The 24,633-nt window shown below is 58.2% G+C and carries 21 protein-coding genes; 11 read left to right on the top strand and 10 right to left on the bottom strand.

Annotated elements, in window-relative coordinates; genetic code table 11:
- Position 1: 1 nt before the first annotated feature.
- A complete protein-coding gene (gene hmgA / locus HU765_RS01120) occupies positions 2–1,306 on the bottom strand; it encodes a homogentisate 1,2-dioxygenase (protein WP_186618722.1) in 1,305 nt (434 codons plus the stop codon).
- A 164-nt stretch (positions 1,307–1,470) separates the two neighbouring features.
- Here hmgA and HU765_RS01115 point away from each other — a divergent pair, with 164 nt between their 5' ends.
- Positions 1,471–2,262 (top strand): IclR family transcriptional regulator, encoded by a 792-nt coding sequence (locus HU765_RS01115; protein WP_186618721.1) that lies wholly within the window; start codon positions 1,471–1,473, stop codon positions 2,260–2,262.
- Between the two features lie 30 nt (positions 2,263–2,292).
- Here the strand turns inward: HU765_RS01115 and HU765_RS01110 are convergent, their stop codons facing one another.
- The 4 genes from HU765_RS01110 to HU765_RS01095 all read right to left on the bottom strand — a co-directional run bounded on the left by HU765_RS01110 (position 2,293) and on the right by HU765_RS01095 (position 11,799).
- Positions 2,293–5,757 (bottom strand): DUF6543 domain-containing protein, encoded by a 3,465-nt coding sequence (locus HU765_RS01110; RefSeq protein WP_186618720.1) that lies wholly within the window; start codon positions 5,755–5,757, stop codon positions 2,293–2,295.
- 163 nt (positions 5,758–5,920) lie between these two features.
- On the bottom strand, positions 5,921–8,476 hold the full coding sequence (locus tag HU765_RS01105; RefSeq protein ID WP_186618719.1) for a LuxR C-terminal-related transcriptional regulator: 2,556 nt from the start codon (positions 8,474–8,476) through the stop codon (positions 5,921–5,923).
- Positions 8,477–8,614: 138 nt separating this feature from the next.
- Positions 8,615–9,982, bottom strand: coding sequence for a DUF1329 domain-containing protein (locus tag HU765_RS01100; protein WP_186547218.1), 1,368 nt, complete (start codon positions 9,980–9,982; stop codon positions 8,615–8,617).
- A 23-nt stretch (positions 9,983–10,005) separates the two neighbouring features.
- Positions 10,006–11,799: a DUF1302 domain-containing protein gene (locus HU765_RS01095; protein ID WP_186618718.1), complete on the bottom strand. Its 1,794-nt coding sequence runs from the start codon at positions 11,797–11,799 to the stop codon at positions 10,006–10,008.
- Positions 11,800–12,422: 623 nt separating this feature from the next.
- On the opposite strand from HU765_RS01095, the gene HU765_RS01090 reads away from it, so the two are divergent.
- Both HU765_RS01090 and HU765_RS01085 read left to right on the top strand, forming a co-directional pair.
- Complete coding sequence (locus HU765_RS01090) at positions 12,423–14,783, top strand: S-type pyocin domain-containing protein (protein ID WP_238344628.1); 2,361 nt, start codon at positions 12,423–12,425, stop codon at positions 14,781–14,783.
- Positions 14,783–15,040, top strand: coding sequence for an immunity protein (locus HU765_RS01085; protein ID WP_186618717.1), 258 nt, complete (start codon positions 14,783–14,785; stop codon positions 15,038–15,040). The genes HU765_RS01090 and HU765_RS01085 overlap by 1 nt, the downstream gene beginning before the upstream one ends.
- Positions 15,041–15,494: 454 nt before the next feature.
- Here HU765_RS01085 and HU765_RS01080 read toward each other — a convergent pair whose 3' ends face one another.
- The 4 genes from HU765_RS01080 to HU765_RS01065 all read right to left on the bottom strand — a co-directional run bounded on the left by HU765_RS01080 (position 15,495) and on the right by HU765_RS01065 (position 18,903).
- Positions 15,495–16,406, bottom strand: a complete 912-nt coding sequence (locus tag HU765_RS01080) for an SDR family oxidoreductase (RefSeq protein ID WP_186618716.1) — start codon at positions 16,404–16,406, stop codon at positions 15,495–15,497.
- A gap of 153 nt (positions 16,407–16,559) precedes the next feature.
- Positions 16,560–17,462 carry an alpha/beta hydrolase gene (locus tag HU765_RS01075; protein WP_186618715.1) on the bottom strand — a complete coding sequence of 301 codons (903 nt, stop codon included), beginning with the start codon at positions 17,460–17,462 and terminating at the stop codon, positions 16,560–16,562.
- On the bottom strand, positions 17,462–18,244 hold the full coding sequence (locus HU765_RS01070) for a class II aldolase/adducin family protein (RefSeq protein WP_186618714.1): 783 nt from the start codon (positions 18,242–18,244) through the stop codon (positions 17,462–17,464). Before HU765_RS01070 ends, HU765_RS01075 begins: the two co-directional genes overlap by 1 nt.
- Positions 18,245–18,447: 203 nt before the next feature.
- The gene (locus HU765_RS01065; RefSeq protein ID WP_186618713.1) at positions 18,448–18,903 is read right to left on the bottom strand and encodes a flavodoxin; all 456 of its coding nucleotides are present in this window, start codon (positions 18,901–18,903) and stop codon (positions 18,448–18,450) included.
- Between the two features lie 153 nt (positions 18,904–19,056).
- Between HU765_RS01065 and HU765_RS01060 the strand changes: the two genes are divergently transcribed.
- Together HU765_RS01060 and HU765_RS01055 are read left to right on the top strand one after the other, a co-directional pair.
- The gene (locus HU765_RS01060) at positions 19,057–19,533 is read left to right on the top strand and encodes a PAS domain-containing protein (protein WP_186618712.1); all 477 of its coding nucleotides are present in this window, start codon (positions 19,057–19,059) and stop codon (positions 19,531–19,533) included.
- Positions 19,534–19,587: 54 nt separating this feature from the next.
- Entirely contained in the window at positions 19,588–20,193 is a 606-nt protein-coding gene (locus HU765_RS01055) for a hypothetical protein (RefSeq protein WP_186618711.1), read from the top strand.
- Positions 20,194–20,196: 3 nt separating this feature from the next.
- Here HU765_RS01055 and HU765_RS01050 read toward each other — a convergent pair whose 3' ends face one another.
- Positions 20,197–21,156: a MerR family transcriptional regulator gene (locus HU765_RS01050; protein WP_186618710.1), complete on the bottom strand. Its 960-nt coding sequence runs from the start codon at positions 21,154–21,156 to the stop codon at positions 20,197–20,199.
- Between the two features lie 211 nt (positions 21,157–21,367).
- On the opposite strand from HU765_RS01050, the gene HU765_RS01045 reads away from it, so the two are divergent.
- The 6 genes from HU765_RS01045 to HU765_RS01020 all read left to right on the top strand — a co-directional run bounded on the left by HU765_RS01045 (position 21,368) and on the right by HU765_RS01020 (position 24,503).
- On the top strand, positions 21,368–21,937 hold the full coding sequence (locus HU765_RS01045; RefSeq protein WP_186618709.1) for an antibiotic biosynthesis monooxygenase: 570 nt from the start codon (positions 21,368–21,370) through the stop codon (positions 21,935–21,937).
- Positions 21,938–22,111: 174 nt separating this feature from the next.
- The gene (gene folM / locus HU765_RS01040; RefSeq protein WP_186618708.1) at positions 22,112–22,822 is read left to right on the top strand and encodes a dihydromonapterin reductase; all 711 of its coding nucleotides are present in this window, start codon (positions 22,112–22,114) and stop codon (positions 22,820–22,822) included.
- 21 nt (positions 22,823–22,843) lie between these two features.
- On the top strand, positions 22,844–23,404 hold the full coding sequence (folE, locus tag HU765_RS01035; RefSeq protein WP_186618707.1) for a GTP cyclohydrolase I FolE: 561 nt from the start codon (positions 22,844–22,846) through the stop codon (positions 23,402–23,404).
- On the top strand, positions 23,405–23,776 hold the full coding sequence (folX, locus tag HU765_RS01030) for a dihydroneopterin triphosphate 2'-epimerase (RefSeq protein ID WP_186547233.1): 372 nt from the start codon (positions 23,405–23,407) through the stop codon (positions 23,774–23,776).
- Between the two features lie 99 nt (positions 23,777–23,875).
- On the top strand, positions 23,876–24,172 hold the full coding sequence (locus tag HU765_RS01025; RefSeq protein WP_032857713.1) for a DUF1244 domain-containing protein: 297 nt from the start codon (positions 23,876–23,878) through the stop codon (positions 24,170–24,172).
- Entirely contained in the window at positions 24,165–24,503 is a 339-nt protein-coding gene (locus HU765_RS01020) for a HopJ type III effector protein (RefSeq protein WP_186618706.1), read from the top strand. Before HU765_RS01025 ends, HU765_RS01020 begins: the two co-directional genes overlap by 8 nt.
- Positions 24,504–24,633: the final 130 nt, after the last annotated feature.

Here is a 24,633-nt window from a genome sequence, read left to right as displayed (position 1 = left end):
GTTATCTCCGGGTCGGGTCGAACGTGGCGGGCAGCGTGGCCCAGCAGGCGTCGTAATCGGGTTGCAGTTGTGGGCAGTCGAGGGCGAAGCGGCTTGGGCGCAGCACCTGGCTGGTCTCGAACATGAAGGCCATGGTGTTGTCGATCTTCGTGGGCTTGAGCTCGGCATTGATTGCTTTGGTGCAGGTTTCGCCGTCCGGGCCATGGGCACTCATGCAGCTGTGCAGCGAGGCGCCACCGGGCACGAAACCTTCGGCCTTGGCGTCGTATTCGCCCTGAATCAGGCCCATGAATTCGTTCATCAGGTTGCGGTGGAACCACGGCGGCCGGAAGGTGTTTTCGGCGACCATCCAGCGCGGCGGGAAGATCACGAAGTCGAGATTGGCCAGACCGTGCACGCTGGTCGGCGACGTCAGCACGGTGAAGATCGACGGGTCCGGGTGATCGAAACTGACCGTACCGATGGTGTTGAAACGGCGCAGATCGTATTTGTACGGTACGTTGTTGCCGTGCCAGGCGACCACGTTCAGTGGCGAATGATTGAGTTCGGTGGCCCATAGCTGGCCGAGGAATTTCTGCACCAGGGTGGTCGGTTGTTGCAGGTTTTCGTAAGCCGCGACCGGGGTCAGAAAATCTCGCGGATTGGCCAGTCCGTTGCTGCCGATCGGCCCCAGGTCCGGCAGACGCAGCGGCGCACCGTGGTTCTCGGCGAGGTAGCCGCGCGCTTGTGGGTCGAGCAATTCGACACGAAATTTCAGCCCGCGTGGCAGCACGGCGATTTCCAGCGGCGCCACCTCCAGCACACCCAGTTCGGTGGCGATGCGCAGACGACCCAGTTGTGGCACCAACAGCATTTCACCGTCGGCGTTGAAAAACACCCGCTCCATCGATCGGTTGGCGGTATAGCTGTAGATGCTGATGCCGGACGGTTTTTCGGCGCTGGCGTTAGCGGCCATGCTCACCAGGCCATCGACAAAATCGGTTGGCGCGGCAGGGATGTCCAGCGCATTCCAGCGCAGACGATTGGGGGTCACTTCACCCAACGGCCCTCCCGCCAGTTGCCGCTCCAGTTTGACGAATGCCGGGTGATTCGCCGACGGCTGGATCCGGTACATCCAGGTGCGCCGCGCTTCGCTGCGGGCCATGGTGAATGCAGTGCCGGAGAATAGTTCGGTGTAGAGACCGTAAGGAGCTTTTTGCGGGGAGTTCTGGCCAACGGGCAGCGCGCCGGGCAACGCTTCGGTGCTGAATTCGTTGCCGAAGCCGGACTGATAAGCCAGGGCCTGCGCGGTTGAATCGAGGTTCATGGAGCCTCCTGAACAGGGAGTCGGCAGTGGCCCATCGCTCTGGCTCAGAGGTTTCGGCACGCCGGGGTTGTTATTATCGTAATTTGATTACGCATAACGTAATTTGCTCGCTATCCAGCGTCAAGCTATAAAGACGCCCATTCGAACCGGAACCCGCCAGCACCATGGAAAAAACCAGCGACAGCAACGGCAAACAGAAAGTCCGCTCCGCCGAAGTCGGCACCGACATCCTCAAGGCCCTGGCCGAGTTGTCGCCGTCCACTTCGCTGTCGCGCCTGGCCGAACACGTACAGATGCCGGCGAGCAAGGTGCATCGCTATTTGCAGGCGTTGATTGCCTCGGGTTTTGCCGAGCAAAACGCCGCCACCAACCACTACGGTCTCGGCCGCGAGGCGCTGCGCGTGGGTCTGGCCGCACTCAATAGCATGGACGTGTTGAAAGTCGCCGCCCTGCCCTTGTCCGATCTGCGCGATGAACTCAACGAAACCTGCTTCCTCGCGGTGTGGGGCAATCAGGGCGCAACCGTTGTGCACATCGAACCGGCGGTGCGCGCAGTGACGGTAGTGACGCAGTTGGGGTCGGTGCTGCCGTTGCTCAGCTCTTCCACGGGGCTGGTGTTCAGTGCTTACCTGCCGCACCGGGAAACCGATGAACTGCGCGAGCAGGAGATCAGCGTTGAGCAACATCCGCTCAAAGACGAAAAAGCCTATACAGCGCTGTGTCAGCAGATTCGCGAACGCGGTCTGCATCATGTGCATGGTTTGTTGATGCCGGGTGTGGATGCGCTCTCTGCGCCAGTGTTCAACGCGATCGGGCAGATCGCCGCCGTGCTGACCATCGTCGGCCCGACCTCGCTGTTTCACGCCGACGAAAACGGCCCGGCGGCGCAGCGATTGCTGGCGGCGACGCGGGCCGTGAGTTGGCGGATGGGGTATGAACAGCAGCGTATCGAATGAGTAAACGAGCGCGTAAGTGCTCAGTAATGATCAACGCACCGTTGTTTTACTCAGCCCGTACTCGGCGCCCTCCATTAATGTCTTGAAGAACTCGATCAACATCTCCTTGGGTTCTTCCTGGCCAGTGTAATAGGTAACCAGTTCGGCGACCGTGCGCGCGTCTTCAAACAGACTGAGAAACGAGCGTTGTGCATGGGTGATTTCTTTGACGGGCGCACCCGCCGCCGCTGCCTTGCCCAGCGTCAACAGTCCGGTCAGGGTTTCTTTTACATGCCCCAGTGCAGCGGCATAATCACCTCGCCTGTGCGACTGCGAGGCGTCATAGATGCTTTTCATCATCTGGACGGCGACTACAACCGTTCCCACCGGAGGCACCAGCAAACTGACGATATTCGCAGCTTTCAATAGATTGTCGTAGACAAGACCGGCAATCAATTCATTCAGACTGGTAGTGCGCTCGTCGATATCACTCAATACCCGCCGCACCCGCTCATCATGGAAGGTGTAGAGATCCGGCAGCTTCGCGCGATTCTGCGTCCCGATCTGCGGTTTGCTGTCCACGGTTGCGACAAGGTTGTCGAAATAGTCGTTGATCACCTTCTGATCGGTGAGCAATATTCGCTTGCTGTAATACTCCCTGAATGGTCCGAGTCGAAAGCGAATCGAGGGAACGAATTCTGCGATTGGCCGGAAACTGACAAGATCTGGCGCGCCGGGTGTATAGAGCAAGTTCATAAAGCCCGAGGTCCGTTTCACGCGGAATATATAAACGCCCCCTACCGTGCGATCCCAAGCCGTCGTCAAACCGAGCGAACCGATGTTGAATTTATATAAACCCACGTCGCCTTCAGAGACATTGTCCGCAATCGGCTGATAAGCGCCGCTTTCTTTCAGGCTATCGATCACCTGTTGAACAGCAGAAAAAATTTCGGACGACAACTTGCCGCCAACAAAATCGGCGACTGCATTCAGGTGCATTTCACAGCGGATTTTCCGAGCATGTACAGCACGTATGAATACGTAGTCAGGATGCGCCTTGTTCTGGAACTTTTCTTTCAGCATCGCTGTATATCTATCGCCGGGTCGAAAGGTTTTCGACAGCGAAGACAGATCACGAATATCCAGCTTGTCCACCGCCGGGTGGTTACTCAGCAAATAATATTTCGGGCTGTATTTGGTTTCGTAGGCGGGAGCGACCGCCTCAAACGCGATTCCTTCAAGCAAGAGATCGGTAACGCTCTTACGAAACGTTTCGGTCTGAACAATAATCCGATCAGGATCAACAGTAACGTCGCTCCCACGAGCGCGCAAAATTTCTTCAATCTGAGCTTTCACTGCATCATGGGTGAACTGCTCGAACGATGGAAAACCGTTGTCTCGTGCATCGACGGTTGAAAGAGCCTTGAGTTCAGTGGTCAACCGGGAATAGCGCATGCGACCTTGAAACCCCAGCGCCCGATAACCTGTCGGCGCAATTGCCTTGTGTTGGGCAACCTCGGCCCGGTAAGCGACGTTTACATAATCAACTAATGGTGTTTTGGCATCGAGGTCGAGATTGGCCAGTGTGGTATCCAGTTCGTACCGATAGCTCAGTTTAGCGCCGGTGCCATTGAGCAAGACGCCTGCGTCATGCAAATACTCCGGGTGAACCAATAATGCTGCGTATTCGCGGCTTGCGGACAACGCAGCCTCAATCCAGCGGTTCATGGCAAAAACGTCGGCGAACTTGTGCAGCTTGAACGGACCTTCGGGACTGCGCAAGAACAGCAGACACCCCGAGTACCCTTCTGCGGTGAAAACAAGTACATCTTTCAAGGCTGGCGCTTGTAGCCTGATTTTCAATCCGCGAATGGCAACCGACGAATCACTGGCCATCGCCCGGGCAATAATCCTGGCGTCAGTGTCGGTAAGGTCACCTGAGTGTCGAGCAACAAACAACTCGAACTGCATCTGACCGAATAAATAATCACGATAGGCTTGCTGATATGCAACAGAAGGAGACGATGCAAGATCGCTGACAAAATCCAGACGCAGATTGCGCTGCACCAACCATTGCTCAAGCGCAGCGGGCGTCAGCCGGCTTGCGCTGGGTACGCCTGTGATGCTGAGACTGGCGCGATAACCGTTATCATGCAGACCGAAAACAATGAACTCGGTCAGCGTTCGGGTTTCTTCGTGGTCAATGGTGCGGCCTGCGACCTGCAGAGTGTACGAGCTCCGCACGGTGATGGATTGCGGGTCCAGTTGTTCACCCAGCACCCTGTCGGCCCACTCCAAAAACGTACGCAGCACATAATCTTTAAACGAAAAGCATGCCTCGGATGCGCTTTGATAATCCACCAGGTATTGATCTTTCGATGCCTCAAGTTCGGTGTAACGCACTTGTATATCAGCGTTCGCTTGCTTCAGCCAAAGCGGCCACTCCGTCCGTTTCAATGCCGCCCACAGCAAATAAAAGCGGGTGTTGATACCGTAACGCAGCACCTGCATGCCTTGATTATCCTGCAGCACGGAAGTCAGCGTGGTTTCCAGTTGATCACGGCTATTGGAGAGTAACGATACGCTCTCCAACTGACCTTTGAGATGAACCTCAACACAGTAGGCATGAGGATTCTGCATGGCTTTTGGGTAGTTGATCTGGTTGCTTTGCAAGGACAATCGAGCCTGAAGCTGGCGATGCAAGTCGGTGTTTTTCTCAAAAAACTCAAAGCCGTTCTCAGGCGTGTGCATGAGGTAGCAAGTCGACTCATTGAGCAGTTTCATCTCTGCATCCGGGCGCTCAGCGTTGTCGAGAACGAAACAGGGCTGGAGCGAATCGAGATAATCCCGTCGTGGTTGCAGGCTGACTTCAAACATTCCGCGGCCTGTCTCCGCGTCGAGCAGAGAAGCGAACCGCTCGCCCCAGTGGGCATCGAAATTGTTGGCCATGACCGATAGCGATAGCTCAGCACTTGTCACCGAAGCGTACGCCTGAATAAACGCCTGTTTGTTGGACAGCGATAGCGCTTCAGGGTGTATGGATTTCACCGCTGCCGCCCAAAACTTCCCGATCTCGGCTCGCAGCGTTTTTTCCAGTCCGGCAGTCACTGCCGCGATCAGATCTTCGACAACAAAAATAGTGAGCCCGCTGACTTTGAATTGATTGTCCAACGTGTCCGGCAGCACAAATACGCCGTCACCGCCCATGATGTAGCCGGGGGTAACATTATTGTCCACGCAATAAAGCGTCACCTGCCAAAGAGAGCCCGACGGACGGTTATCACTGGGCGCAAAAGCAGGGTCCGTATTGATATATACCTTATCGATATCAACACTTTTACCCAAGCGCTTCAATTCCGTTTCAAGCATATTACGCAAGATATCGTGCACGCTCGGCATCGCGTCGATAATTGCAAAAAGTTCGGCCTTTGCCCGGCTTGCCTTCTCCCACTCCTCTGTCCACGTGACTTGATCACCTACTGTGTCACGCATCAAACTTTTGAATACCTTACTCATGCAATATCCTGCCTTACTATCCAGAGCTGCGTTTGCAGCCACTGCAGATAGTTGCAAGGTAATGATTTTTTTAGTTAGCAAGAAGCCCAAATACTTTACAAAGCATGCACAACAAAAAGACATACAGCCTTTCATTACTACTAACGACCAACTTCAAACAATCTCAATCCAGTATGCCCATGGCTTTTGCTTTCGCCACCGCCTGGGTCCGGCGTTCCACACCCAACTTCCCGTTGATTCGCCGGGCGTGGGTCTTGACTGTATGTAAGGAAATGAAAAGTTGCTCTGCAACTTGCTGATTCGATGCGCCTTGGGCAATCAACATCAGTACTTCGCACTCACGGCGACTCAGGCACGGCGCCAGCTTACTGCTCTCGGACTGCGGCGCCGCAACAGCCGTGACGGACTCTGTGCCAGCACTGCCTCGGCGTAACTGCCATTCGCGCATGGCTTGATGCAAATGACAGCGCTCAACCAGCATTCGAGCCCGCTGCAATGCCTGTTGCGCCAAGGCGCTATCGCCGTTCAACTCTGCCAGTTGCACAGCGGCCAGCAGTAATTCCGTTTCCATGGTCAGCAAGCCCTTGGCCTGGGCCTGCTCCAATAACCGTTCCAGAGTCGGGAGAGCGTTTTCGTCTGGATTCAATTGCGCACTGGCGCAGGCCAACAGGTATTCGACACGGGTGATCAGCTCGAACGTCGCGGGTGGCGCCTGGAGCGCAGACGGACCGCGGTAATGCCGTAGCAGCCGTGCCAACGCCTCATGCGCCAGCTGCGGTCGGCCTTGCTGCAACCAGAACTGGCTACTGATTTGCAGCACGACGCCGCGATAGACCGTATCGGGAATCTGTCGCTGCTGCATGACCCTCTCGGCCTCACGCAAACGTTCGAACGCACCGGCGTAATCGCCGCGATTACCTGCCAATTGGGCCTGGCCCAGATAACCATACAACACGCGCTTGTCGGCACTGCGCAAGCAGTCTTCAAGGCCTTGGGTGAACAACTGCGCAGCCCGCTCTTCGCGCCCCATGCACAGCGCCAGCCGCCCTCGCCGTAAAGCAATGCGGCCGAGCAACGGCGTGGGGACAACCCTGCGCTGACGCAGTAACTGCTCGATATCCATGAGCAGACTTTCAGCCCGCACAGGGGCTCCGCGCTGTTCAAGCCATTGCGCATGGTCAAGTTCAAGCACCGCCTCGAACAGCAAGGAACCCTGAGCACGCGCCAGGCACAAGGCCTCGCGGTTGATGGAATGGGCCTGATCAAGTTCACCGCACAGTAATGCTTGCTGAGTCAGTCCCGACAGGCACAACACACGCGCCTGCCAGGCATCGGGCGCCAGCGCGGCCAATGCCTCCTGAAAGCAGGCGCGCGCCGCTGCCATACGCCCTTGCAAGTGCAAAAGCCACCCTTGTTGCGCCTGCCAGCGCGCCAGCAGTTGCTGTTCCAGCTGCGCCGCAGGTTGGGGCATGAAGCGTGAAAGGTGAGCCATGCAGTGTGTGGCCTGTTCGAAACGACCGGCAAAGAGCAAGGCGCCAGTGACCAGCCCGATCAAGTGCGGGGTCATCAGGGTCAGCTCCTGGCTCTGGTGCTCATGTAATCGCAACAAAAGGACAACCGTCTGGTCTTCAAACAGGTCTTCACAGCTCAGGTGCTGCGACACGCTCACGGCAGTTTCGTATTCTTCGGCCAGCAACGCCTGCTCGAAGGCCGCCCGCCAATCCTGCGCCGCGGTCAACCATTGGCAGGTTCGCCGATGCCAGGAGCGCGCGCACGGCCAATGCGACGCCTGCATGATTCGCGACAATGGGGGGAACACCTGCAGCCAGTCACCCGCCTCGTGCCAGGGTTCGATAAAACATCCGAGCACTTGCAGATCGTGCAGCAGCTGCGCGCCCTCTCCGGCGCCAAACAAATGTTCACACAGTGGCGCGTTGAAGCGCGGCAAATGAGCCAGCACACGCCATGCTTCGGCTTGCTCCGGCGTCAGGCTGGCGAACAGTTCGTGTTGCAGATAATCGAGCAATGTATCGACACGCTGCCGGGGCTGAAGGTGTTGCGCCCAGTCGCACTTTTGCAGCAGCGCCATGCGCGCACCGGCGCACCAGCCGCCGGTGCTCTGGAGAATACCGGCCGCGACGCGGGCAGCCTGCTCTGGCGGCAAGTGGTGCAACACCGAGGTAACTTCATCGTGTGTCAGGGCCAGGCTGGCGCGCTCGCATTCGTATAGTTCGTCATTCAGCAACAGGCGCGGCCAGTTGCACTGTGGTCGACGCCGGCTGCTGATCCAGAAGGTCAGCGCCGCGCTGCTGGCCGTCAGTAGCAGATCAAGCAGAGCATCCAGCGCCGGATTCGGCAGACGGCTGTAGTCGTCAATAAACAGCCAGGCGGGTCTGGACCACGCCGCCAGCGTCGCCAATAGTTGCGCCTCGCCAAGGTCTTCACTCAGCCCGAGCGCGCGGGTCAGTCGCTGGCAGAGTTCTGTACGGCTGAGCGCCACGCCGGCCAACGGTAACCAGATCGTCTCGCAGCCTGCCGGGGCCATAAGCAGGCACTCGGTGAGTAGCGCGGTTTTGCCGCTGCCGGCGGGCGCGCAAACCAGCCGGACCCGTGCCTGCGACTCAAGCAATGGCTGGCACAGACGCGCGCGCGGCTGATGATGGGAAGCAAGCCTGGGGAGAAATCCGGGGCGATCCAGGCACGGAGTCATGGCGGTCATCGCGTCAGCCTTCTTATCGTTGTGCGATCACCCTAGCCCTCTCCACGGCTCTTGTTGACGAGTATTCAGCGCGCTGATCGACGGCCATAAAAAAGGCGACCGTGCGGTCGCCTTGTGTACAGCTTCGTCGCAGAGCAGTTACCTCACGCCCTCGGCGCGTAACGCCGAAGGTGTGTAATCGGCGGCCTTGGCTTCGAAGCCGAATTCGAAGCTGTGCTTCTCTTCGTTCTTCATGCCCAGGGCAATGTAGCGGCCGGCAATGATGTCGTAGAGCGCTTCAAGGGTGTAGGCCGGCGTCTGGTGATCGTAATAGAACTGAGCATGCCCCTCTGCTACTCGCCACAGCTGGCCGCGCCCGTCGTAGTGGTCGACAAGTGCGACCTGCCAGCTGTCCTCGTCAATGTACATGTGGCGCTTGGCGTAGATATGGCGTTCGTTCGGTTTCACCGTGCCGATCACTTCCCAGACGCGGTGCAGTTCGTAGCGGGTCAGGTCCTGATTAATATGCCCGGCCTTGACGATGTCGTCGTACTTGAGCTTCGGCGAGTCGAGCTTGTAGCTGTTGTACGGGATGTACATTTCCTTCTTGCCGACCAGTTTCCAGTCATAGCGATCCGGCGCGCCGGAGAACATGTCGAAGTTATCCGACGTGCGCAGACCGTCCGCCGCCGTACCCGGCCCGTCATACGCTACCTGCGGCGCACGGCGTACCCGGCGCTGGCCGGCGTTGTAGATCCAGGCCAGCCGTGGCTCCTTCACCTGATCGAGGGTTTCGTGCACCAGCAACACGTTGCCCGCCAGGCGCGCCGGCGCGGTCACCGACTGTTTGAAGAACGTCAGCACATTGGCGGCTTTTTCCGGGTCGATTTCCTTCATCAGTTGCGGCACGGCGATCTCTTCTTCGAAGCGGATCGGTGTGTAGCTGCCGTTGGTCTGTGGCGTGACCTGGGTGATGATCCGGCGCAGGTTGCCGCCGTGATAACGGGTAATGTGGTTCCACAGCACCTCGACGCCATTCTTCGGAATCGGGAAGGCGTAGTAGCGGTTGCCGGTGAAATTGGCCAGGCCGTTGCCGTCATTGATGGTGGTCACATTCAGTGCACTGCGCTTGGCCGATTCATTGATTTCCGGCGGCACGGCGACAGTACGGTGGCTCGGGTAGACCGGGATCTTGTAGGTTTCGGGGTAGCGCTTGAACATCGCCACCTGGCCATCGGAGAGCTTGCTTTTGTACTGATCGACGTTCGCTGCGGTGATGGTGAACAGTGGTTTTTCATTGGCGAACGGGTCGGCGAGAAAGCCTTTGCTGTCCACCGCGCCGGCGTTTTTCGGGATACCGCCGGTCCACGCGGGAATCGAGCCGTCAGCGTTGCCGGCCTTCTCGGCACCCAACGGGGTCAGGCTGGTGCCGAGTTTGTTCGCTTCGTCCGGCGACACTGCCGCCATCACATTGGCCGCCAGCAGACTCAGGGCCAACACCCCGCATTGCAGAATCATTTTGCGCATTGCAGTCATCCTTCTCGGGCAGATCAGAAGTTCACGCCGAAGCTCAGGGCCACGAAGTCACGGTCTTCAAGGACGTTGTAATCGCCGCCGAAGAAATCGGTGTAACTGAGGCTCGCGGTGTAGGTGTTGCGGTAGTCGGCATCGATCCCGGCGCTGATCGCTTTCGCGCCTTCGTTGAACAGGCCGTTGGGGCCATAGCCGGCGACATCGTGCGACCAGGACAGGTTGGGTTTGAGGTTGATCCCGCCAATCACGTTGGCGTAATCGAGGATGGCGCGGGCGCGGTAGCCCCACGACGTCGAGGTCACGAAACCGTCAGTGTCGCCGCCGAACCCGTACTGGCCGTACACCGAGTCGCGGCCGTAACGCAGATTGCTGCGCGACTCCAGGCCACCGACATGCACCACCGCCGCTTCGCCGACCACGGTCAGGCGCTCGGCGCCCAGGACCTGATCGAAGAAGTGCGTCAGGGTACTCTGCACTTGCGTCACTTCTTTGCGGCGATAGCCCTTGTTGTCAGCACCTGGCGCGGTGGCCAGTGGCGACGCCGTGCCGCCGGCAATCGGATTGAGCAGCGCCAGGGTCAGGTCGTTGGTGTTGACCTGCACCGGTGCGTTGGGGCGGTAGCTGATCTCGCCGGTCCACGCGGTGCCGGTCGGCAGCGTGGTGGAGAAACTGGCGCCATACAGGCGAATGTCTTCCGGGTAGTCGAGGTAGTAGCTGCCGCGCCCGAGCATCACGCTCTGCGCCAGACCGGCGCCGCTGCCCGGCGCCAGGCCGTTGGCGATGCCGACCATGCCCGGCAGCGCCGCCAGGGTCGAAAGGCCCGCGGTGGTGGTGCCCACGTTTGGTGTGCGGCTGTGGTAATTCATGAAATAGAGACCGTACTCGGTGTCTTCGCCAAGCCAGCGCAGCGCCGTGCCCCACTGCCCGGAATCACGCGCATCACGATCGCCGCCACGGGGAATCACCACGCCCTCACGGGTGACCTGAATGCCTTGGCCGAACGCGGTGGTCAACGGCACCAGCGGGGCAATGGCCGGATTGCCGACGGTATAGCCGTTGTTGCAACCGTCCGCCGCCACGTCAACGCCGAAGAAGGTGCCGCAGTTGTCGAGGACAGTCTGGTCCCACTCCAGTTGGTAGAAGCCTTCGATGGACAGTTTGTCGGTGAGGCTCTGTGAACCAAACAGCATGTTTACCGGGATCAGACCTTCCTTGATCTCGGCACCCGGGCGACGGAATGCGGAAACGTCGATCGGGTTGATGCTGTTGATGGAGTTGCCGATGAAGGTACTTTCGCCCCAACTCACCACCTGCTTGCCGGCACGCACCGTGCCCGGCAAATCGGCGATGGTGTAGTTATGGTAAACGAAGGCATCGAGAATCTGCGCGCCAGAGGACTTGGCGCCCTCCTTGCGGCCGCTGTCGCTGATCTGTTTGAACTCGCGATCTTCGTCCTTGAGTTCGAAGTCGTACCAGTACTTGCCACGTATGAATACGCCGGTATCGCCGTATTTCAATTCAAGGTCGTGAATGCCCTTGAAGATCTTCGAGAAGGTTTCGCCCTTCTTGAAGTTCAAGCGTCCGTCATCACCGGTCGAAGATTGCCCGGTGCCACCGTTGACCGTGCCGACCAGCGACTTGTCGGCATCGCGCATGCCCCAACTGGCCCCGATCGACAGCGACGAGTCGAACGTCCCCTCGATTTCGCCGATATTGAATGCAACCGCGTGCGCCTGGGAGCAGCAGCCCAGCGTCACCGCGGCTGCCAGCGCCTGCGGTGTGAAGATGGCGCGCATTGTTGTTTTTGTCATGCGTCTTCCCCGGTGAGTGACAGAAGGCCCCACCCTACTGCCGGGCGGTCAGGTCGATAAGCGCACCAAGGAGGTATTCGCGTTGTCGCTCGAAAGGATGAATGCCCTGCCGAGGCGCGCCATTGCGCCGTCCATGGATCGGCTGGATGAACAATCATCAGTCAGATCCATGGTGCGGTCCGGGGCCGGCGGACTGTTGCATGCCCCGTAACAGTGCATGTCCGGAATCGGTATTTTTCCTACAGGACTGAGACCGTATTCTGAACGCGCTTTCACGGGTAAGCCGCAAAGCACGAAGCGCTGGCGCTCGAGTCATTCGCGCCAGCGCCGACAGATTCCAGATGAATCGAACGCTCGGTTCGTCGCCCGCTGTTCACTGACGTTGATTTGTAGCTCCTTGATCCAACGTCTTACTTTGGCCGCTGCGTTTGCAGCGGCCTTTTTTATGCCTGTTGAAAATATCGAAACTCTGGTCCTACAACGTTTCCGAGACCACTATCAGATATTTCTCTTCTTGCCGAAGAACAATTAGCTCGCTGTTAAAAAACAGCGAAAGCACCTTCAAACCAACTCCCTCTTACTGACAACTTTCTCGGATTCGTTACCTGCGGATCTGTTGTAACTTGAAACGCATCAACTATCCGCTGATGGCGCTTATAAACCAGCAATGGATCATCGCGTTCTGCGCACCTGTCACGCACATTCAAAAGGATATGAATATGCAAAAGCCTCCGCCATGGGAATTAACTGAACCTGTTCACACGACAGCTATCGCACCGGACCACATTATTCCCGCAAGGCCTTCAATAGGCAGCCATCGTTACAACGGCACTTTTAGTACGACTCGCAACTCCGCGCGTTATCAACCGATCCTGCAAAGTCACATCGGTATTCTGGAAAGAGAATTCCAGACCAGTACTGCCCAGATCCCCCAGACCCTTGAAGCGCAATTAGCCGCAACACGCCAGGAAGAGTCGACTCATCCGCTGCCACCGGCGGCCGCGATAATCCGTGAGCTTGGCGTGCGCAACAAACTTATCCAGCGTAAAAGCGCGGAACTGCAACATCAGACCCACCTGTCCCACAGTTTTTATGGAAGCGACCCTACCAATAAAAGCGCCGATCAATTCCTTTCCCGCGCACTGGTTGTTGATAAAACCCTAAGACCCGACGGGCCGGGCATGACCCTGTGGAAACAATCCTACCGCGCAGCCCTGCAAGCAAAACTGCTGACCCGGCAACTGGCGCTTTTGCACGAGCAGCAAGTCAACGTGCACAACTGGCTGGCTGCCGTGCAGGCCAACGACCATGCCCAGGCCGCTGCGGCAGAAGCCGCGCGCCAGGCTGCCGAGCAAGCGCGAATCGCCGCCGAGCAGCAACGCCAGAGAGACATCGCCGAAGCTGCACGTCGTCAGCGGGAACAAGCAGAAATCCGCGCGCGGGAGCAGGCTCGGCTGGCTGCACTCGCGGAGCAACAGCGCGTGGCAGCCGAGCAAGCGCGCATAGCCGCTGAACAGAAACGCCAGAGAGACCTCGTCGAAGCTGCACGCCTTGAGCAGGAACAGACAGAAATCCGTGCACGTGAGCAGGTACGGCTGGCTGCACTGGCGGAGCAACGGCGCCTGGCTGCCGAGCAGGCGCGTTCTGCTGCCGAAACGGCACGAATCAATGCCGAAGCTGAAGCTCAGGAAAAAGTACGAACAGCTGCCTTGAAAGCAGCGCAGGCAGAAGCCGAGGCCCAGGCTGCAGCCGCAGAACAGAGTCGTCTTCAGGCTGAAATGGAACAGCGCATCGACGCGACTCAACAGCAAAGCCTTCATCCCGCCGAAATGCAACAGGTGTACCCGGCGTCAGGACCAATGGCTTCCACCGCTCCGGCGGTCTCCTTCGCCTCAACTGCCATTCGCCTCAGTCCGGCAACGTCCTCCGCCATTCTCACCGCAATGCGCACGGCGTTAATGACTGTCACCGCGACGGGAGCCGCACTGTTCGGCAGTCCGGTGCTGATTGGCTTCGCGGCGGTGCTGATGCCATCACGCCTGGGCAACGGCGAGCGGTTTGCCGTGAGCGTGCCATTTTCCGAACTGTCATCGGAGTCTGCGCAAACACTGCGCGAAATAGCCGATCGCCAAGGCGCACTGGAGATGGCCGTGGGCCTGGGCGTAAGGCCAAGCGGTACTGGCGCGGAAGTGTTCGTGGCCTCGAGCGACAATTTTCATATTCGCTCAAGTGTGCTGGTTCTGAACGCGGCTTACGACTTGCTCAACGACGTATATGAACTCGCGCTGCCGCATTCGCCGACGGACTTCCTGACCTGGACACCGGCCACCTCACCGGGGGACAGCTCGACCCAGTCACCCATGGTCGACACCGACTCTCCTGCCTATTCCGGTGCTCCGATTGTTCCACTTGAAGGTCGGCTGGATCTGAATCCGATTCTGGTTGAAGGCTGGGAAAGATTCATCATCGTGTTTCCCGATGACTCGGGGATTGCGCCGTTATATGTGGTGTTCAGCGACCCTTATGAAGGGGCAACGGTTAAAGGCAAATACAGCGGTCGCGGCTTCAATCCCGAGCAAGTTGGAGGGCCGATCCTTGATTTGGATTGGCGTACGGCGACGATCACTCGATCCGGCATCGACGCTGTGAAATTACATATCGCCAGGCTTGACCAATCAGATGCCAACGAAATCATGATTCAACGTCTGGAAAGAATTTTGAGCGGAGACCGGGAACTCACCGATACGGATTTACGCTATTACACTCATGAGATTCGCGAGTTCGAAAGGTTTCGCGAAATGGGACTCGTTGACAGTTTTAAACCCGACAAAGAGTCGCCACTTTGGAACAACGCGCATACAGCGACACTAGAAGACTTCAAGCTTAGGGACGATGAATCGTTGCTCTACACTAAAGAAGCAATTGTCGCTGCAAACAAGCAAGATGAGCTGTTTTACATAAGTCTATTGAAAGGAGGTCAGTAATGAGCATCATCGAAAAAATAGTAAAAAATGAATCTGTCGAAGATGTACTGACCGTGTTCGCACTCGGCTCCGCCATCCCGTCTTTGGACAGAATGTTTGGGCGTTATAGATACGAAGTTATTGCGAGCGGTGAGCTGCTAAAAACCTATGCGCGTCTTTTCGAACAAGGCGTGTTAGCTAATGGCAACGGGCCGATTGCCGTCAAAGGACCTAACTGGCGAGCACCAAAATTCATGACTGACAAAACGTACTCCTAGACAGCGATATCGGCCACCACGTCCAAGCTTGGTGGCCTCCACCCCGGTCGGGCAGCGATGAAGTTGTGTTGCGATGTCGGACGCGGCTCGGGCAGGAGCCAACAGGACCGAAGATATCAACATCTGCTTAGAGAAACAAACCAATGAACCGGATCGAGCAAATCGTAAAGAACGAACCGATTGCGGACGTCATTTCACTCTTTGCACTGTGTTTTCACACCATGCGCATCGATCAAATGTATGCACAATATTGCCATGACACTATTACCCATCGTGTATTTATAGACACATACCAATCGTTGTTCAGAAAAGGCGTCTTGTCCTACGATGAAAACGGGAAAACCATCAAAGGTCCTAATTGGACACCGCCGGCGTTCATGACGGATAAACGCTACGACTAAAACAGAAAAATCCACCCGACTATCACTTTCCATTAGTCGGGTGGTTTAAGTACCTAGAGCGAATACTTCTGCAAATTCGCCATCATTTCCTTCAACGCCTCGATATTGTCCTGCGGATGCGCCGCCCCTTCGAAGTCACAAATCTGCTGCCAGTGCGCTGCCACATCTTCCGGTGAAAACCCCTCGCGCGGGTCAAACCCGGCGCCGAGGCTGCGCTCCCAGCGCACTTTGCCCATCCACCCCCCGCCGACTTCGAACAACCCGGACGTCTCCTGACATTGCTCACTCGCCAGGTAAACTACTAGTGGACTGACCAGCTCCGGCTTCAGTTGCTCGAACACTTGCGGCGGGATCAGGCCTTCGGTCATGCGCGTGCCGCCCGTTGGGGCAATGGCGTTGACGAGGATGTTGTTCTTGCGACCTTCAATTGCCAATGTGCGCGTCAAACCGTACAGCCCGAGCTTCGCCATGCCGTAGTTGGACTGACCGAAGTTGCCGTAGATGCCCGAAGTTGATGCAGTGAAAATCACCCGACCGTAGTTTTGCTCGCGCAAATGCGGCCAGGCAGCACGGGTGACTTTGTAGGCACCTTCGACGTGCACGCGATAGACCAGATCCCAATCCGTGTCCTCCATCTTGTGAAACGATTTGTCGCGCAGGATCCCGGCGTTGTTGACCACCACGTCGACGCGGCCGAACGCATCGAGAGCGTTCTGCACCAGTTTGTCGCCGTCGGTGACCGAGTCGTGGTTGGCTTCGGCAGTGCCTCCCGCGGCGCGAATTTCTGCGACAACGCGGTCGGCAGCAGACGCGTTGGCGCCTTCGCCCTGAGTCGAGCCACCGAGGTCATTGACCAGCACCCGGGCGCCCTGTTTTGCGAACAACAACGCGTGAGCACGTCCGAGTCCGCCACCGGCTCCGGTGACAATCACGACTTTATCTTCGAAACGCACAGGCTCGTTCATCGCGGCAACTCCAGCTGGCCAAGGGATAATGATCCCGAGTGTCAGGCACCGCGCTGTGGGTCACAACGAATACGACTGAGGCTGAATGGTGCGCGATAAGGCAGGGGGATGATCCAGGGTCCGAGGGCTGGGAGGAAAGTCCTCCCGGCGTCATCACGAACAGGCGACTTTGCGCGGTGGCAATACAAGATGGGTGCGAAACGCCAGATAGTGCTCGAGTACCTGCACCGGCGCTTCGATCTGCGGATAGTGGCCAATGCCCGGTAACACTACCGTGTCCGCGTCAGGGATCAGCTCGCGATAACGCTCCACCATGTGCACGCCGGAGATCGGGTCGACCGCACCATCGATCACGCGCAGGGGAACATCCCCGCGCTGCATGGCGGCCACCCAGCGCTCGCGCTGCACCCGGCGTTCGGGGATGTAGGTAATCAGTTTGTGCATGATGCGTTGCCCGCGGTTGCTGTCGACCAGACTCCAGAAATCGTCCAGTTCGCTTTCGCTCGGCTGGGTCTGCGGGCCGAATATTCGCTGAAAACCTTTGACCAGGGCCTCGCGACTGAACGCGCGGCCCAGTAGCCAGCCCAGCGGGCTTAGCAGCAGTTTTTGCATCAACAATGGGCGATGGGTTTCCGGAAACAGACCGCCGTTGAGAAACACGCAACTGGCGACGACGATTCGCGCCTCGTAGTGCCGCGCGAGCAGTTCCTGCGCGACGCTGTCACCGTAGTCATGGGCAAGGACATGCACCGGTTGCTCGACCTGCAAATGGCTGAGTAATGCCTGCTGCAGATCGGCCTGTTCCAGCAGGCTGTAGCGGTGATTGAGCGGTTTGGCCGAATCACCGAAACCGAGCATGTCGCAGGCGATCACCCGATAGCGCTGGGCCAGCGGTTGCCACAGGTAATGCCAATCCCAACTGGCAGTGGGAAAGCCATGGATCAGCAGCAGCGGCTCGCCCTGCCCGGCCACCCAGTAACGGATCGTCTGGCCCTGAAAGACAAACGTCCGGCTGCGTTTACGCCAGACACACAGAGGAATCTCGGCAAGAGGCATCAGAGTTTATATCCGGGGTCTTGTTTATCCAGTTTGCGCAGCAGCGCCGGCCAGGCCAGCGCGCCGCCCATGCCTTGAGCGCTTTTGGTCACGCCGGCAATCATCGCCTTGGCGCCCGCAAGAATCTGCGGTTCGATGGCGATCAGCTGCGCACCGCCTGACTGCGCCATGACCTGGATGTCGCAGGCGCGCTGAAAGGTGAACATCATCAGGAAAGTGTCGGCGATGGTGCCACCACAGGTCAGCAGACCGTGGTTGTGCAGCATCAGAAAATTGTTATCGCCAAGATCAGCTTGCAGCCGCGCCTTCTCTTCATGGTTCAGCGCCACTCCTTCGTAGGCGTGGTAGGCCAGGCTCGACAGCACGAACAATGATTGCTGGCTGATCGGCAATACGCCCTGCTGTTGCGCCGACACCGCGACACCGGACGCGGTATGGGTATGCAAGACACAGACGACGTCGTGCCGAACCTCATGTACCGCACTGTGGATGGTGTAGCCGGCGGGGTTGATTTCGTAGGGGCTGGCCATGAGTTTATTGCCGGCCTGGTCGACTTTCACCAGGCTTGAGGCGGTGATCTCATGGAACATCAGACCGAACGGATTGATCAGGAAATCTTCGGTGCCCGGCACCTTGGCGGATATGTGCGTGAAGATCAGGTCGTCCCAGCCATGCAGGGCGACCAGCCGATAACAGGCGGCGAGATCAACACGGGTCTGCCACTCAGCAGCACTGACCTGGTCTTTGACATCAAGGGACGACGGGACGGGGGCTACGCTCACTGTATGCACCTCTGCGTTCTTCTTGTTCTGCTGGTGTCAGCAGTCTAGTCAGACGCAGGCCATCGCGTAGTTGCATTCGCAGCCAGCTTGATGACTGAACGAGTCAGCGGTGCAAACCGCTGGCGTCCTGTCAAAGCATCGACGCCAGCGAATCTGCAGAAACCGAGTGAGCAGGCGCTTTTGACGCCTGGTAAATACCGCGATCAGCCCTTGAACGTTTCGATCAGTATTGCCAGCCAAGGCTCGGCATCGGTTTCCGGGGTAACACTTTCACTGGCGTCGATGCGCAACATTTCCTGCACTTCGCGCACCCCCAGTTCAGCGAACAGTTCACGTATCTGCTCGCCACCGCCACAGAAGGTGTCGCCATAACTGGCATCACCGAGGGCAATCACCGCCCCCGGCAAGCCGCGCCACGCAGCGGGCAATTGATCGCGGATAGCCGAATACAAGGGTTGCAGGTTGTCTGGCAGTTCGCCCATGCCTGTGGTCGAGGTCACGGCGAGGAAAGCTTCAGGGCCGAACGCGTCAATATCGGCCAGCGTGGCGCGCGACTTGTAGAAGGTTTCAAAGCCAGCGGCTTTCAGCAGGTTCTGGGCGTGGCGAGCGACTTCTTCGGCGGTGCCGTAGACCGAACCGGAGAGGATGGCGACTTTCATCAATCTGATCCTGAAACTGAAAAAAAGAGCGCCGATAGTAACAGTCCGACGCGCTGCGCTGCGATCGAATCTCAACAAGCGACGATAGCCAGTAGACAGCACCGAAGGTTCTTCTAGAATGCAGCCGACAATAACTCGCAAAGGGCTTCACGGATGATTAATGCCAACTTGCTGCAAATGGTAATAAACGCATCGAACGACGGGATCGTGGTGGCGGAAAAGGAAGGCGAACAGGACAACATTCTGATTTACGTCAATCCGGCGTTCGAGCGTCTGACCGGCTACACCAGCGAAGAGATCCTTTATCAGGACTGCCGGTTTCTACAGGCTGGAGACCGTGACCAGGACAATCTGAGCTTGATCCGCGACACCTTGCGCGAGGGAGGCGCATGTCGGGAAATCCTGCGTAACTACCGTAAGGATGGCACGCCGTTCTGGAACGAGCTGTCGCTTTCGACGGTAAAAAACGCTGACGACGGGCAGACTTATTTTGTCGGGGTGCAAAAGGATGTAACGGTTCAGGTCAAGGCTCAGCAACGAGTGGCTCAGCTCGAAGCCCAGGTCGCAGCTCTGGAAGCCGAACTGGCAGCGGTCAAAGCGACGAACGGCGCAAACAAAACCGCGAACTAACGGTCATTAACTACAATCACCAATGACTTTGTAACTACACCTTTCGAGCACGCCATGCAACGCGACGCCCTCCTGACCCAGGATGAGCTGGACTTCATCCAGACCATGCAGCACAACCCGCAACTGAATGTGCGGGATGCAACGTCGAGTCTGCTGGTTAACGGCGGTTCGCAGATCCGCGACCTGCTCACGCGTCTGGCTGCTCACGAGCAGGTGACTATCCAGGCCAGCTTCGAAAACCAGCAGATGACCTTCCCCTTGCATCTGGTCGAAGACGAATTCCACGCATTGCACCTGCGCCTCGGCGTGCCGAGTATTTACGAAGATGGTCCGATGGTGCGGCCTTGGCGGCTGGTGCTCGAAGAGCCGGTCGCCCTGGAGAACGTCAAGGGGCAACCCGGCACGTTGTGGGTCTACGAGGTTTCGCACAAAGGCGTGCTGCTGGAAGTGCGCAACAAGACCAAACCACCCAAGCATTTTGCGCTGTGGTTCAGTCCTTCGGGTTACGAGCGGATTTCATTGCGCGGCAATTTCGAACGGGAAACCGAAAACGGTTTCTACGCCTACGAATTGAGCCAGACCGACACCGACGAAACCGAGCGCCTGCGCCAGTACATCCTGCAACAACATCGCCTGACGCATCCGGCCCTGCACGCCTGAGCGTCAGGTATCCAGCGTCCCGGCCAGAAACTGCAGCATGCGCTGCCGCATGGTCGTCCCTTCGTTCCCCAGGCACGCAATAGAGGATCCGGCCAGGCTCTCCTGCGCCAGATCCGACGCGTCGCCCGCCAGCATCAACTGACAATCGAGGCTCAGCGACAGCCGTTTCAGGCGCCGCGGCAATTCGGTGCCGGGCGCGTGGTTTGAAAACACGACCAGTGCTTCAGGACGGACCTTTTCGCAGACCAGCGTCAGCTCATCGAACGGCTGGCCGGTGGGCAGCAGGCGTACGCCGCAATCGTTGCCGCTGAGAAACAGCGCGGCCACCAGCAACTCCAGTTCACGACATTGCCCGGCCAGCGCGCTGACGATGATCCGCCGTGGCTGAGAGCCGCGCAGCATGACAATCCGTTGCAGCACCCGCACCCGCAAGAAGCCATCGAAGAACAGCCACTCACTGGTTTGTCCGAACGCATCCTGACGTTGCAGCAATTGCCGCCACAAAGGCATCAGAATCTCCTGAAACACCACCGACAGTGCGTAGGAAGAGAAGATCTGCCCGTAGACCCGATCCAGCTGCTGGTCGTCGAATGCGCTGACCGCCTGCTGGATCTGCTCCTGCCATTGCCGATAATCGGCCTGTACCAGGTCGTCGGAGATGAGGTGCGCCAGCACTTTAAGCGGCTCGGTCCGGGCCAGAATCTTGCCGACTTTGCTCACGGCAACACCGCGATCGATCCAGTCGACGATGCTGCGAACACGCTCGATATCGGCCATCGAATACAGCCGATGACCACTTTCGGTGCGCGTCGGCTGGATCAATCCATAGCGCCGCTCCCAAGCGCGCAAGGTTACCGGGTTGACGCCGGTCAGCCGCGCGACCTCACGGATGGGGAACAGATCTGCGCGTTCGACCGCAGCAGACACCTGCAAAGCAGGGCTTGCGTCCGTGATGACAGGCATAGGGCACTCAACTTCCATGTCGGCTCGATTGGATCCCATTCTACCCTCCATGTCCTATCGACATTCAAGTGCTTAAATGCGACGAAAGCCGCTGGTTTAATCGGCAAAAACAGGAATAATCCTTGCTTTCGAAAAGCGCAGGCCTCTACCCCGGCCCTGCGTCAGGCGAAACTCCTATCCGGAGCGGAGCACCGAAACATGGAGATACACAATGTCTACTGCCCCCGTCACACTAATGGTAGCCCGTCGCGTCGCCAATGGCCGCTATCAGGATCTGATCGCCTGGCTGCGCGAAGGTGAACAACTGGCCACTGACTTTCCCGGTTACCTGGGCTCCGGCGTACTTGCGCCACCACCGGGCGATAACGAATTCCAGATTATTTTTCGCTTTGTCGACGAACAGACGCTGCATGCCTGGGAACATTCGGCATCGCGCACCGCCTGGTTGAGCCGTGGCAGCGATCTGTTCGCCCATCCGCAGGAACACCGCGTCAGCGGTATCGAAGGCTGGTTCGGTGCCGCAGGCCAGCGGCCACCGCGCTGGAAACAGGCCGTGGCGATCTGGCTGGCCTTTTTTCCGGTGTCGCTGTTGTTCAATTTTATCCTCGGGCCATTACTCGCCGAACTGAGCTTGCTGCCCCGTGTGCTGATCAGTACAGCATGCCTGACACCGCTGATGGTTTACCTCTTTATTCCGCTGTCGACGCGCTTGCTGGCGAACTGGTTGAACAGCCCCCCGACACGGCCGTTGCCGGTGACACCGTCTACGCAAAATCGCTGATCCTTGGTGGGAGCGAGCCTGCTCGCGAATGCTGACCGTCGTCCAACATGGATATCGACTGATGCAGCGCTTTCGCGAGCAGGCTCGCTCCACAGGCAGGTGGTATCACCAGCAATAGGTATACCGCTCACGCCGCTGTTATAGTTTTTGCTCCCCCTGCGATGCGAGCTGTTCATGCCTGATTGCGTAGCCCCGATCCTCATCACCGGTGCCGGCCAGCGTGTCGGGTTGCATTGTGCCCAGCGCTTGCTCGAAGACGGCCGCCGCGTGATTTTCACCTACCGCACGGAACGCCCCGGCGTGCAAACGCTGCGCGACCTGGGCGCCATCGGCCTGTTCGCAGACTTCTCCAGTGAAGCCGGTATCCTCGCCTTTATCACCGAACTGCAATCGCACACCGACAGCCTGCGCGCCATCGTGCACAACGCCTCGGAATGGCTGGCCGAAACCCCGGGCAGCGAGGCCCAGGCCTTTGCTCGGCTGTTCAATGTGCACATGCTCGCGCCATATTTGATCAACCTGCACTGCGCCGACATGCTACGGCGCTCGGCGCCCGCCGATATCGTCCATATCAGTGATGACGTCACGCGCAAAGGCAGCAGCAAACACATCGGCTACTGCGCCAGCAAAGCCGGGCTGGACAGCCTGACGCTGTCTTTTGCCGCCCGCTATGCGCCGGCGATCAAGGTCAACGGGATCTCCCCGGCCCTGCTATTGTTCAATGCCGACGATGATGCGGCGTACCGCGCCAAGGCCCTGGCCAAATCGGCGCTGGGGATCGAACCCGGCAGCGAAGTGATCTATCAGAGCTTGCGTTATCTGCTCGATAATCCCTACATCACCGGCACGACCCTGACCGTCAACGGCGGGCGGCACGTCAAATAACGTCCTGCTGTGAGGCTGTCCATGAACCGCTCCCTGCCCGAACATTACCGCGACATTTTGATCGGCCTCGGTGAAGATCCCGACCGAGAAGGGCTGCTCGATACACCGGCGCGCGCGGCCAGGGCCATGCAGTACCTGTGTCACGGTTACGAACAGAGCGTCGAAACCATCGTCAATGGTGCGCTGTTTGCTTCTGACAGTGATGAAATGATCATCGTCGCCGACATCGAGTTGTACTCATTGTGCGAACATCACCTGCTGCCCTTCATCGGCAAGGCCCATGTGGCTTATATTCCGACAGGCAAGGTGCTGGGATTATCGAAGATCGCCCGACTGGTAGACATGTTCGCCCGGCGCCTGCAGATTCAGGAAAACCTCACCCGGCAAATAGCCGATGCGGTGCAGCAGGTCACCGATGCCGCCGGCGTCGCGGTGGTCATTGAAGCCAGACACATGTGCATGATGATGCGCGGTGTCGAAAAACAGAATTCGACCATGAACACCTCGGTCATGCTCGGCGCCTTCCGCGACTCGAGCACCACCCGCCAGGAGTTTCTGCAATTGATTGGACGGAGCAAGTAAATGCCACAACTTCAACCAGGAATGGCACGCATCCGGGTCAAGGATTTGCGCTTGCGCACCTTTATCGGGATCAACGAGGACGAGATCCTCAACAAGCAGGATGTGCTGATCAACCTGACCATTCTGTATGCCGCGCAGGAAGCGGTGCGTGACAACGACATCGACCACGCGCTGAATTACCGCACCATCACCAAGGCGATCATCGCCCATGTCGAGGGCAACCGCTTCGCGCTGCTCGAGCGTCTGACCCAGGAACTGCTCGATCTGGTGATGACCAACGACTCGGTGCTGTACGCCGAAGTCGAAGTCGACAAACCGCACGCGCTGCGTTTCGCCGAGTCGGTCTCGATAACGCTCGCGGCGAGCCGCTAGGCTTCAAGCTTCAAGCTTCAAGCGGTAAGCTAACGGCCTACCCCGATCCAATCCTGCAGCTTGAAGCTTGCCGCTCAAAGCTGTCTCGCAGAGACTCCCATGACTGATCAACAACGCCTCGAACTCGAAGCCGCCGCCTTCCGCCGGCTGGTCGCCCACCTTGACAGCCGCAAGGATGTGCAGAACATCGACCTGATGAACCTCGCCGGCTTCTGCCGCAACTGCCTGTCCAAGTGGTACAAGGCCGAAGCCGATGAGCGTCAGATCGAGGTCAGCCTTGATGACGCCCGCGAAGTGGTTTACGGCATGCCATACGCCGAGTGGAAAGCGCAATATCAGCAAGAAGCCAGCGCCGAACAACAAGCGGCGTTCGCCAAGGGAAAAACCCATGACTGATCTGAACACCCTGCGGGCCAGCCTGAAGAGCGGTGAACACGCCTTTGCCGACACCCTCGCGTTCATCGCCGCCGGTTACGACTATCAGCCGCAGGCCTTCAACAACGGTGGCGTGGAAAATGCCGCCGGGCAGAACGAAGGCTCATGCAAGACGCTCGGCCTGGCGCTGCTGGAAGGCTTGAGCGATGAAGAAGCGCTGCTGGCATTCGGCGAGCACTACCGTTCGGTCGTCGCAACGCCTGAGGGCAATGATCACGGCAATATTCGCGCGCTGATCAAACACGGCCTGGCCGGTGTGAAACTTGAAGGCCAGCCGCTGACCCGCCGCTAACCCCAGAGCCAACCACAATCCCCCTGTGGGAGCGAGCTTGCTCGCGAATGCGGTCTGATATTCAACATTAATGTCGACAGAAATACCGCTTTCGCGAGCAAGCTCGCTCCCATATTTTGAGTTGTGGAGG

Source organism: Pseudomonas sp. SWRI81 (genome assembly GCF_014268545.1).
Lineage (GTDB): Bacteria > Pseudomonadota > Gammaproteobacteria > Pseudomonadales > Pseudomonadaceae > Aquipseudomonas > Aquipseudomonas hamedanensis.
This window is presented reverse-complemented; position numbering and strand designations above follow the sequence as displayed.

Bases quoted from the DNA above. Each gene is read 5' to 3' on its own strand.
- hmgA (WP_186618722.1), bottom strand. From the start codon at position 1,306: ATGAACCTCGATTCAACCGCGCAGGCCCTGGCTTATCAGTCCGGCTTC.
- HU765_RS01115 (WP_186618721.1), top strand. From the start codon at position 1,471: ATGGAAAAAACCAGCGACAGCAACGGCAAACAGAAAGTCCGCTCCGCC.
- HU765_RS01110 (WP_186618720.1), bottom strand. From the start codon at position 5,757: ATGAGTAAGGTATTCAAAAGTTTGATGCGTGACACAGTAGGTGATCAA.
- HU765_RS01105 (WP_186618719.1), bottom strand. From the start codon at position 8,476: ATGACCGCCATGACTCCGTGCCTGGATCGCCCCGGATTTCTCCCCAGG.
- HU765_RS01100 (WP_186547218.1), bottom strand. From the start codon at position 9,982: ATGCGCAAAATGATTCTGCAATGCGGGGTGTTGGCCCTGAGTCTGCTG.
- HU765_RS01095 (WP_186618718.1), bottom strand. From the start codon at position 11,799: ATGACAAAAACAACAATGCGCGCCATCTTCACACCGCAGGCGCTGGCA.
- HU765_RS01085 (WP_186618717.1), top strand. From the start codon at position 14,783: ATGAGCATCATCGAAAAAATAGTAAAAAATGAATCTGTCGAAGATGTA.
- HU765_RS01080 (WP_186618716.1), bottom strand. From the start codon at position 16,406: ATGAACGAGCCTGTGCGTTTCGAAGATAAAGTCGTGATTGTCACCGGA.
- HU765_RS01075 (WP_186618715.1), bottom strand. From the start codon at position 17,462: ATGCCTCTTGCCGAGATTCCTCTGTGTGTCTGGCGTAAACGCAGCCGG.
- HU765_RS01065 (WP_186618713.1), bottom strand. From the start codon at position 18,903: ATGAAAGTCGCCATCCTCTCCGGTTCGGTCTACGGCACCGCCGAAGAA.
- HU765_RS01060 (WP_186618712.1), top strand. From the start codon at position 19,057: ATGATTAATGCCAACTTGCTGCAAATGGTAATAAACGCATCGAACGAC.
- HU765_RS01055 (WP_186618711.1), top strand. From the start codon at position 19,588: ATGCAACGCGACGCCCTCCTGACCCAGGATGAGCTGGACTTCATCCAG.
- HU765_RS01050 (WP_186618710.1), bottom strand. From the start codon at position 21,156: ATGCCTGTCATCACGGACGCAAGCCCTGCTTTGCAGGTGTCTGCTGCG.
- HU765_RS01045 (WP_186618709.1), top strand. From the start codon at position 21,368: ATGTCTACTGCCCCCGTCACACTAATGGTAGCCCGTCGCGTCGCCAAT.
- folM (WP_186618708.1), top strand. From the start codon at position 22,112: ATGCCTGATTGCGTAGCCCCGATCCTCATCACCGGTGCCGGCCAGCGT.
- folE (WP_186618707.1), top strand. From the start codon at position 22,844: ATGAACCGCTCCCTGCCCGAACATTACCGCGACATTTTGATCGGCCTC.
- folX (WP_186547233.1), top strand. From the start codon at position 23,405: ATGCCACAACTTCAACCAGGAATGGCACGCATCCGGGTCAAGGATTTG.
- HU765_RS01025 (WP_032857713.1), top strand. From the start codon at position 23,876: ATGACTGATCAACAACGCCTCGAACTCGAAGCCGCCGCCTTCCGCCGG.
- HU765_RS01020 (WP_186618706.1), top strand. From the start codon at position 24,165: ATGACTGATCTGAACACCCTGCGGGCCAGCCTGAAGAGCGGTGAACAC.